Raw genomic sequence first — 9,981 nt, forward strand, 5'->3', positions numbered from 1 at the left:
CTAAAGATCTTCCCTCCCCCTGCATAGCAGGGGGTTTATTTTTACTGTCACACAATTAAAACGGCGGAAAGCACTGCTCTCCGCCATTTTTCTCTACATTATTTTACTGTAATTGTACAGGTAGCTTTCTTACCAGATTTCAAAACAACTGTGATCGTAGATTTTCCTTTTTTCTTTCCAATAATTTTGTACTGATTTGTTTTAACTTTCTTTATCGTTGCGATAGTTGTCTTACTGCTTTTAATAGACTTAATGGAATCACCTTTCGCAAGATTAGTAATACTTAATGTGTAAGATTTATTTCTTCCGATCGTCTTCTTGGTTGCAGAAAGTTTAATTGTAGGCTTTAATTTTGGAATAGTCTGTGTTTTTTTACTTCCACATGATTTGCAACTACATACCTTTTTACCTGTTGCAAAAACAGTTGCTGACTTCACAGTTTTCCATTTTCCATATGTATGTTTATGTACTGGCTTAGCTGCTAATTTGAACTCCGTGTTAATATAAGGACAATCAAAAGATGCCCAATCACTAAGCAATGTGCCATCAGAATAGCATGGTGCATTTACAATATACACAGAATATTTACCCGGTTTCGCAGTAGCTGTATTCCAGGAAATATACCCACTGTAAGTATCTTGTCCAGAAAGAGATACCTTGTTTTGTTCGCTTATATATACGATGTCTGAATTAGCATTAAAAACAGAAACTATTGGTTTTGTATAATAATATTTCCAAGTATCCCTTGCATAAAATTTAATGTATAATTTTTCGCCCTGTGTAATTACATCATTTTCTCGAGGTGCAACTCCTGTAAGATAACGAGTATCTGAAGAGTATTTCCCCATCTCAACAATATTATCTTCTATAGAGTTGGCTAATCCTGCGGGAACATTATTGTTTAATAACCGAGTATTTTGATTTTCAATAACATGTTCAACCTTTTGCGCTGTTGCACTAATTTCTTTTTTTTCTGCAACATTCTTCGCCATAACCGGAATTGAAAATGCAAATACAAGCATTATACCAAATAGCAGTATTCCCAGTTTCCTTTTCATTTGTTTCATAAAAAATCCCCCTTTTATTATATTGTGTTATATTTCACACTTTTTTCACAATTTCTTATATACCATATTATATTTGCAATCGCAAAGATATTCTAGAGCAAAATAATATTTTATGGTTATTGTATGATTTCCTCCTTGTTCTTTATTTACGAACCATAAATCCTATGCTATTATAATTATCTAATCTCTGTTTGATTGCTATCTATCCCTTTTTGGAAAGGAAGTCTTTGTATGCAGGACAATCTGTCTCTTTATCATATTTTTTATACGGTTGCTCGCACAGGCAGCATCTCTCACAGCTCCCGAGAACTTTATATCAGTCAGCCGGCTATCAGCAAGGCGATCCAGAAGTTGGAACAGAATCTCGATACTATTCTTTTTAAGCGCAGTTCCCGGGGTGTTACTTTGACTCCGGACGGCGAACTTCTCTTTGAGAAGGTAAAAGAAGCTCTTTCCCTTCTGGATGAGGGAGAAAATTCCATTCGCCACAACCGCTCCCGGGACATTCCCAAACTCCGCCTAGGTGCCAGCTCCACCTTAACCAGATATGTACTCCTTTCCCATCTTGAGAAATATATCTCTCGTTTTCCTCATGTACGCATCACCATTTCCTGCCAGTCTACTTATCAGACGCTGCAGCTTCTGGATGAGGAAAAAATTGATCTGGGGCTGATCGGACGGCCACAGAAGCTTCGCGGATATTATTTTCATCCCCTCTTAAAAATCCGGGATACTTTTGTCTGTACACAGCAGTATCTGGAAAATCAGAAAAAACTCTATCCTGATGAACCGCTGATCCAGGCGGCGACTTTCATGATGCTGGATGAGGATAATATTACCCGTCAGACTGTAAACGCACAGCTGAAAGAACATCATGTGGAGCTGAGTCATATTCTGGAAGTATCAACCATGGATCTTTTGATCCAGTTTGCGGAGATTGGTCTTGGAATTGCCTGTGTGATTCGGGATTTTGTAAAAAAGGAATTGGAAGAAGGAACACTGGTGGAAGTACCGGTAGGATTTTCTTTTCCACCTCGTGAGATCGGATTTGTATGCAGACAGAAAGATGTGGATATGGATTTAATTATGCCGTTCTTTTGGGAGGACAAGGGAATTAAGTAAAAAATTCAAATAAATACTACAAAAAACCATCTGATCATAATGACCAGATGGTTTTCTTCATAGTAGCCAGTAACAAAAAAGTTTCATGCCACTATATTACAAGTGTAACTTTTTTGACTCAAACTCCGCTTCGCTTCGTTCGAGTAGCGCAAAATTTATTGCTTTGCAATAAATTTTGCTTAGTTGTTGATAAGCTTATCCTCGCCGTTCCAGCTATAGAGTTTACGGATCTCCTCGCCGACTTTCTCAGACTGATGCTCAGAAGCTAATTTTCTCATAGCCTTGAAGTGTACCTGTGCACCTGCATCGGACATGTCGAGTAAGAACTCTTTTGCGAATGTACCATCCTGGATATCGGAAAGAACTTTCTTCATTGCTTTCTTTGTATCCTCTGTGATGATCTTCGGTCCTGTGATGTAATCGCCGTACTCAGCTGTGTTGGAGATAGAATATCTCATTCCAGCGAATCCTGACTGATAGATCAGGTCAACGATCAGTTTCATCTCATGGATACACTCGAAGTATGCGTTTCTTGGGTCATAACCAGCCTCAACAAGTGTTTCGAAACCAGCCTGCATAAGTGCACAAACACCACCGCAAAGTACAGCCTGCTCACCGAAGAGGTCTGTCTCTGTCTCTGTACGGAATGTTGTCTCAAGAACACCAGCTCTTGCTCCGCCGATTCCAAGTGCATATGCAAGTGCGATATCCTGAGCTTTACCTGTAGCATCCTGCTCTACAGCGATCAGACAAGGAACACCTTTACCAGCCTGATACTCGCTTCTTACTGTATGTCCAGGTCCTTTTGGAGCGATCATTGTAACATCAACATATGCTGGTGGTTTGATGCATCCGAAATGAATGTTGAAACCATGAGCGAACATAAGCATGTTGCCTTCCTCAAGGTTTGGCTCGATGTCTTTCTTATAAAGTGCAGCCTGTTTCTCATCGTTGATCAGGATCATGATGATATCTGCTTTCTTAGCTGCCTCTGCGGATGTATATACTTCGAAGCCCTGCTCCTCAGCTTTTTTCCAGGATTTGCTTCCTTCATAAAGACCGATGATTACGTTGCATCCAGACTCTTTAAGGTTCAGTGCGTGTGCATGTCCCTGGCTTCCGTATCCGATAATCGCAATTGTCTTACCATCTAATAATCCGAGATTACAGTCTTCCTGGTAAAAAATCTTATTTGCCATTTTGCTTTCCTCCTCTGATGTTCATCACATCTTCTTCATAAAAATTATTTATCGTTAAGAGAGTGGCTGCTCTCCTAGCAAACATATGTAAAAAATTTACAGGTAACGGACATCGTCACTGCCTCGTGACAGACCTGTGATTCCTGTTCTTGCAAGCTCAAGGATCTCATAGTCAGCCATCAGCTCCACAAACGCCTTCAGCTTGTTCTGGCTTCCGGTCATCTCCATAATAAGAGAATCCTTACTTACATCCACCACCTTGGCACGGAAGATATCTGCAACAGAAAGAGCTCCCTGTCTCTGTTCCGGCTTCACAGCAACCTTGACGAGCATCAGCTCACGGGCAACGCTGTCGTCCTGTTCAAGGACCTTAACATCCCGTACATCTTCCTGCTTCGCCAGCTGTTTGGTAATCTGCTGGAGCATCTGATCATCTCCCTCACAGACAACTGTCATACGGGAATATCTCTGATCTGCAGTCACTCCTGCGGTAATGCTGTCAATATTATATCCACGGCGGCTGAAAAGACCAGCCACACGGCTAAGGACTCCGGAGGTATTATCCACAAGGATGGATAGTATTCTCTTTTCCATAATACACCTGCTTTCAACACTTTTATGTATAGAAAACCGACTTCGTCAGTTAACGCTTTAATCTAATAAACCCTTGCTTTCTTACCATTATAACAACTTCGAAAATTTTGTCAATCAAAATTTCCTGCAAAATTCCTTCAGGATGATAAGAAATGTTTTTATCCTCAGATCAGATATTTTTTCTTAAGCTCCTCGGATGCCTTTGGTGTCAGATAGAGTTTTTTCCGAAGGAATCTTTCAATTCCTCCGTTTTCTTTTTCGATGACATCAAAAACTGTATTGATATAAGACTCCTTCACCTGATAGAAGGCTTTCAGATCTGCAAGCTTTCGGCTGTTTTCCGGCCAGTCTGCCCGGTAAAGCCTGCGCATATATTTCAGTTCATCTTCCAGACATGAATTCGACCGCATATAATCCCTTCGTATCGTTTCCTTAGGTACACCCAAAGCAAAGAGCAAAAGTGCTGTTCCGACTCCTGTCCTGTCTTCTCCTGTGGTACTGTGAAAAACAACGGCTCCATTCTTTACATGAAGCAATACATCCAGAAAGCGCGCGTATTGTTTCAGGGAATATTCATCTGTAATAAGGCTTCGGTACCGTTCCCTCATATACCGTTCTCCATCTCCGTAGCAGGACATCACACGTTCAAAAAAGCTGTTTCCGCTGCGTTCTTCATCACGGATCGGAATATGATAATACTCTACTCCTGCCATAATATCATCCGGTTTTTTCTTTACTTCCGCCGCAGACCGGAAATCGATCACTGTTTTGACATTATATTCTTCTGAAAGAATCCTGGTATCTGCTATGGAAGCATGATAAATCTCACCACTACGCAGAAGTTTTCTGGGAAGAATGTGCAAACCATCTTCGGTCATCAAAGCACCCAGATCTCTCGTATTTGGAAGATTCTGAAGCGGAAGCCTGCTTCCTTTTGGAAAACCAACTGCAAGATCCGGATTCAGTACTTTCAGAAGCCGGAGACAGTCCTGTACTTCCTGTTCTGTCATATCAAATTTATAACGTTTCTGACGCCTGGTTATAATTACCAGATAGTTGATGATCAGCTGTTTTTCACCGGTTTTATCTGCTCCTTCCCGGCGCATATACGCCCAGAGGATATCCTTACACGGAAGACTGTTAAGCATCATATGTCTGGTAAATACAAAAAAGCCGTCTTCGATCCGTATTTTTCCGTATCTCATTTTTTCTTTCTCCTTCTCAACCCCTGTGCTGCTTTTTTGCAACACTTTTTATCATACCAGAATTTTACAGTCCCGTATACCTCGTTTGACAATTTTCGAGGATTCGATATAATAAATGAAGATATTTTACCTCAGGGAGGCTTTCTTTTTATGGACAATCTTATTTTCTGTCTCAATGTTACCGTGCCCATCTTTCTCACCCTGCTCCTCGGGTATTTTTTCCGTAGGATCGGACTTTTTGATGAAGCATTTGTCAACCGCATGAACAAATTCGTGTTCGTCATCCCACTGCCCGCCCTTTTGTTCCAGGATATCGCCAAGATCGATATCTATGAAGCGTGGGATTCCAAAATGGTGATCTTCTGTTTTCTGATCACCTCCCTCAGCATCATGATTTCCGTATTCCTGTCCCGGCTCCTTCATCCATCTGATATCCGGGGCGAGTTTATCCAGGCATCTTACCGCAGCAGCGCCGCTATTCTGGGCATTGCAGTTATCCAGAATCTTTATGGAAACGCAGGCATGGCACCGCTGATGATCATTGCAAGTGTACCTCTTTATAATGTGATGGCCGTTGTAGTTCTCTCTGTCTTTAAACCGGATCAGGGAAAGCTGGATGGAACTGTTCTGAAGCGTACTTTAAAAGGCATTGTCACCAATCCCATCATTCTCGGTATTGTTGCCGGTACACTCTGGTCTCTTCTTCGCCTTCCGTTTCCGAAGATCCTGGACTCTACCGTAGGCAATCTTGCCAAAACTGCTACTCCTCTTGGTCTCATGGCCATGGGTGGATCTCTTCATTTTGGGAAAGTTTTTTCCAGGCTCAAAGCATCCGTCGCCTGTACCTTTATGAAACTGATCGGTTATGAAGCTCTTTTTCTGCCCCTTGCCATCCGATGCGGTTTTACAAAGGACAAACTGGTTTCCATTATCATTATGCTGGGATCTGCCAGTACAGTTACCTGCTTTGTCATGGCAAAAAATATGGGACATGAAGGCTCTTTTTCTTCGGGAGTTGTGCTTCTCACCACACTGTTCAGTGCCTTTACCCTGACAGTCTGGCTGTTTCTCTGCAAAAGCCTGGGGCTGATCTGAACACTATCATAACGCAAAAATGCCGTGGAAATGTACATAAAACATTTTCCACAGCATTTTTTATTTTCAGATCAGCTTCAGATATCTCAATCCATCCCGGATTCCGTAATGGAACATATCGGACGTAACATAGTCTGCCAGTTCCTTGATCTTCGGGGAGGCATTTCCCATGGCAACTTTTGTTGCAGCGTATTCAAACATAGCCAGGTCATTGTTGCTGTCTCCAAAAACAATGGTATCTTCCCACGGAATGTCAAACAGGCGGATCACTGCCGCGATTCCCACCGCCTTGTTAAATCCTTTTGGCACAAGTTCAATGGTATTTCCAACAAATGAACTGCTGCCCTCATGACGAATGATATCATAGTATTCTGACAAAATGGACAACGCAGCCTCTGCATCACATCCTGCGGTCATTTTTGCACTGATCTTATTGATCCGCATGCAGTCCTCATTTCCACGGATCGGTCTCCATTTATCGCCCAGAGATTCTGTGATCAGACTGGCATACCAGTTTACTTCATCGGTATACTCCTCTTTATCATAGTACATGAAATCCGCGCCTTCCATTACCGGAATCAGCCCATATTTTCTCAAAACCTCCACGGAAAGTTTTGCAACCTCCGGTGTCATCTCTTTGTTAAAAAGTCTCTTCCCGTCTTTCTCAATGGTCGATCCACAGGCACTGATCATTCCGGTAAAAGGAATCTGCTCCAGATACCAGGAGACAAAAGCCCGGCTTCTTCCTGTGCAGAGCCATGCTTCATGTCCATTATCTACCAGCGAACGGATGGCTTCAATGGCACTGTCCGGCACGCCTTTTTTCATATCGCAGACAGTTCCGTCTGCATCAAAAAATACTGCTTTTCTGCTCATTTTCATATCCTCCGCTCTTATCTGTAAAATACTTTTGCCGCACGGATCAGACTTTCCGTATCTTTCACTCCGGCTGTCTCATAAGCGGAATGCATGGCCAGCTGAGGAAGGCCGATATCTACCGTATTCATAGCTGCCTGAGTGTTGGAAATATTTCCCAAAGTAGATCCGCCGGCAATATCGGAACGGTTCACAAATGTCTGATATGGCACCTCTGCTTCTCTGCAGAGTTCCTTGAAAATCGCTGTGGAGATCCCATCGGTACAATATTTCTGATTGGCATTATATTTGATCACGATTCCACCGTTCATCACCGGACGGTTTACAGGATCTGCCTTGTCTGTATAATTCGGATGAAGCGCATGTGCATTGTCCGCAGAGATCATAAAACTCTCCGCAAGGGCCATCAGATAAGTTTCCTGATCTCCCCCAAGGGCCAGATTGATCCGAAACAGCACATCTTTAAGGAATGTGGATGCTGCTCCCTGCTTTGTGGTACTGCCCACTTCTTCGTTATCCAGTACACAGTGGACTGTAATATTTTTCTTCTTATCTGCCTGGAGAAAACCTTCCAGTGAAGCGAAAGCACACTGCAGATCATCCAGTCTTGGGCTGGAAACAAACTCATTCCGGGATCCCCAGATTGTTCCGGGCATCCGGTTATAAAGAAACAGGTCATGACCCAGAATATCCTCCGGACGTACCTCGGCCTCTTCCGCCAGCATCCGCATGAAGTTTCCTTTTTCACCATTGCCACTGTACAATGGAAGCATATCTTTCTGGACATTGTAATGATAGCCTCCGTTAATATCCCGGTTCATATGGATGGCAAGACTTGGGATCATGACAAGATCCCGGTCAATATTTACAAGTTTTTCCAGGATTTTCCCATTTTTGCGGATGATCATGCGGCCAGCCACAGAAAGAGGACGGTCAAACCAGGTAGACAGGATCATTCCTCCGTACCGCTCCACATTCAGTTTCACATACGCTCCGTTTACAGACATCTCCGGGTTTTCTTTTATCTTAAAAGACGGGGAATCGCTGTGGCTTGCAATGATATGATATCTTCTGCAGTCATTGACTGGAATGGAAAATCCGATGATCGCAGAATGATTTCTCATGACAAAATATTTTCCGCCTTTTTCCAGGTTCCAGCTCTCCTCCTCTTTCAGTTCTGTAAAGCCTTCCTCCAGAAAACGTCTTCTTGTCTCTTCTGCTGCCTGAAAGGCTGTAGGGCTTTTGCTGATAAATTCCAGCAGTTTCTCTGTTGTCTCTTCGTACATAGTATTTCTCCTCTGTCCGGCCCGGATCGCCGGACCGTTTTGCTATTGCCCATTATACGGCAAAACTTTTTTCAGAGCAATACTTTTACCCCAGCACCTGAAAGATCCAGGATACCACAGGAAGGGTCAGGACAGAACATAATGTAGTAACCACAATTCCTCCCATTGCATAATCTCCATCCGATCCGGAAGCATTTGCCATCATTACCACCGATGACATCACAGGCATGGCAGAAGTCAGCGCCATAGTCATCCGGATATCCGCCGGAATATGTACAAAGCCTAACAGGATATAAAAAAGCACTGGAAATACCAGCATTTTTATCAATGTGATTCCATAATAATCCGGTTTCCTGATAAAGCTCAGCACATCAATGCAGGCAAAAACACCTCCCAGATAGATCATTGCCAGCGGTGTTGCCGTCGCCCCCATCTTCTGAAGTGCCGTATTTAAAACAAGCGGAATCCGGATTCCTGTCAACACGCAGATCAGTGCCAGAATAATGGCAACTGTCACAGGGTTGATCAGTTTTTTCGGATTAAAAGCCCCGCCTTCTTTTTCTGAGGAAGTCAGCTTTACTCCCAGAGTCCATAACATTAACTGATCAATGATTGTAAAAACAGCCATATACAGCATTCCTTTTTCCGGATATATGCTGACAACAATAGGAATTCCCATAAATCCCACATTTCCAAATACAGTCATTGCGCGGTATAGCTGCAGATGTTCTCCCTGAAGACGAAATACTTTTCCGGATAAAGTGCCCAGGATCAGCAGGCACACGTACATCACTGCCGCTATCCCAAGGATGGACAGGGAAGAAAAAAACGTCTGCCGATCCACTCCGTTTACCGTATTGATAAAAATCATCACCGGCAGTGACAATTTGATCACTACTTTTGAAATAATCTCCAGATTCTCCCGTGTCAGTACTTTTGTGCGAATCAGGATCACGCCTGTGATAATGTAGATCACAAACATTCCGATCTGCTGTAGTAAAACTGTTAATGTGTTCATTTTTCAATTCCCCTCTTTTGCTCTGTTGCGTGACATCCTCCCCCACCTATAGAGGTGAGGGCTTCCCAGCCTCGGCAAGTTTGGTTCTCGTTCGATAGCACTACTGTGCTAAGCATAAGCGAGCTATCCCCGTGTGTCCCACGGTTGTGTTATGTTATTTAAGGTCATCCAATTACCAAACGCATTCCCTCATTTCTGATATTTATCGCTGCATTTACATCTCTATCATGATGGGTTCCACATTGCGGGCAATCCCACTCTCTCAGGGCAAGATTTTTCGTTTTTGCATTTTTGTAACCACAAACAGAACAGGTCTGGCTGCTTGCAAAAAATCTATCCACCTTCACAAGCTTCTTACCCTGTTTCTCCAGTTTGTATTTCAAAAATGTTGTGAACATTCCCCAGCCGTTATCTGAAACAGATTTTCCAAAATTCAGCGACTGTGACATTGCTTTCATATCCAAATCTTCTATACATACACAATCATAAGCATTGGCTATCTGCCTTGACTGCTTATGC

10 protein-coding genes are annotated in these 9,981 nt (G+C 42.8%); 2 read left to right on the forward strand and 8 right to left on the reverse strand.

Annotated features, from left to right (window positions below; all coding sequences use genetic code 11):
- Positions 1-98: 98 nt before the first annotated feature.
- Positions 99-1,067: a hypothetical protein gene (locus tag G5B06_RS17895; RefSeq protein ID WP_173772668.1), complete on the reverse strand. Its 969-nt coding sequence runs from the start codon at positions 1,065-1,067 to the stop codon at positions 99-101.
- A gap of 231 nt (positions 1,068-1,298) precedes the next feature.
- On the opposite strand from G5B06_RS17895, the gene G5B06_RS17900 reads away from it, so the two are divergent.
- Positions 1,299-2,189 (forward strand): LysR family transcriptional regulator, encoded by an 891-nt coding sequence (locus tag G5B06_RS17900; RefSeq protein ID WP_173763219.1) that lies wholly within the window; start codon positions 1,299-1,301, stop codon positions 2,187-2,189.
- Positions 2,190-2,368: 179 nt separating this feature from the next.
- Here the strand turns inward: G5B06_RS17900 and ilvC are convergent, their stop codons facing one another.
- From ilvC to G5B06_RS17915, 3 genes are all read right to left on the reverse strand, one after another.
- Positions 2,369-3,388, reverse strand: a complete 1,020-nt coding sequence (gene ilvC / locus G5B06_RS17905; RefSeq protein WP_173763218.1) for a ketol-acid reductoisomerase — start codon at positions 3,386-3,388, stop codon at positions 2,369-2,371.
- Between the two features lie 96 nt (positions 3,389-3,484).
- Entirely contained in the window at positions 3,485-3,982 is a 498-nt protein-coding gene (gene ilvN / locus G5B06_RS17910; protein ID WP_015526774.1) for an acetolactate synthase small subunit, read from the reverse strand.
- A gap of 164 nt (positions 3,983-4,146) precedes the next feature.
- On the reverse strand, positions 4,147-5,187 hold the full coding sequence (locus G5B06_RS17915; RefSeq protein ID WP_173763217.1) for a tyrosine-protein phosphatase: 1,041 nt from the start codon (positions 5,185-5,187) through the stop codon (positions 4,147-4,149).
- A 150-nt stretch (positions 5,188-5,337) separates the two neighbouring features.
- Between G5B06_RS17915 and G5B06_RS17920 the strand changes: the two genes are divergently transcribed.
- Positions 5,338-6,282: an AEC family transporter gene (locus G5B06_RS17920; protein ID WP_173763216.1), complete on the forward strand. Its 945-nt coding sequence runs from the start codon at positions 5,338-5,340 to the stop codon at positions 6,280-6,282.
- Between the two features lie 66 nt (positions 6,283-6,348).
- Here the strand turns inward: G5B06_RS17920 and G5B06_RS17925 are convergent, their stop codons facing one another.
- From G5B06_RS17925 to G5B06_RS17940, 4 genes are all read right to left on the reverse strand, one after another.
- Positions 6,349-7,158, reverse strand: a complete 810-nt coding sequence (locus tag G5B06_RS17925) for a Cof-type HAD-IIB family hydrolase (protein WP_148448595.1) — start codon at positions 7,156-7,158, stop codon at positions 6,349-6,351.
- A gap of 17 nt (positions 7,159-7,175) precedes the next feature.
- Complete coding sequence (locus G5B06_RS17930) at positions 7,176-8,444, reverse strand: M18 family aminopeptidase (RefSeq protein ID WP_173763215.1); 1,269 nt, start codon at positions 8,442-8,444, stop codon at positions 7,176-7,178.
- Between the two features lie 85 nt (positions 8,445-8,529).
- Positions 8,530-9,462, reverse strand: coding sequence for an AEC family transporter (locus tag G5B06_RS17935; RefSeq protein ID WP_173763214.1), 933 nt, complete (start codon positions 9,460-9,462; stop codon positions 8,530-8,532).
- Positions 9,463-9,626: 164 nt separating this feature from the next.
- On the reverse strand, positions 9,627-9,981 hold a 355-nt coding region (locus G5B06_RS17940; RefSeq protein WP_173772670.1), incomplete at its 5' end, for an RNA-guided endonuclease TnpB family protein.

It is taken from the genome of Blautia luti (genome assembly GCF_013304735.1).
Taxonomy (GTDB): Bacteria; Bacillota; Clostridia; order Lachnospirales; family Lachnospiraceae; genus Blautia_A.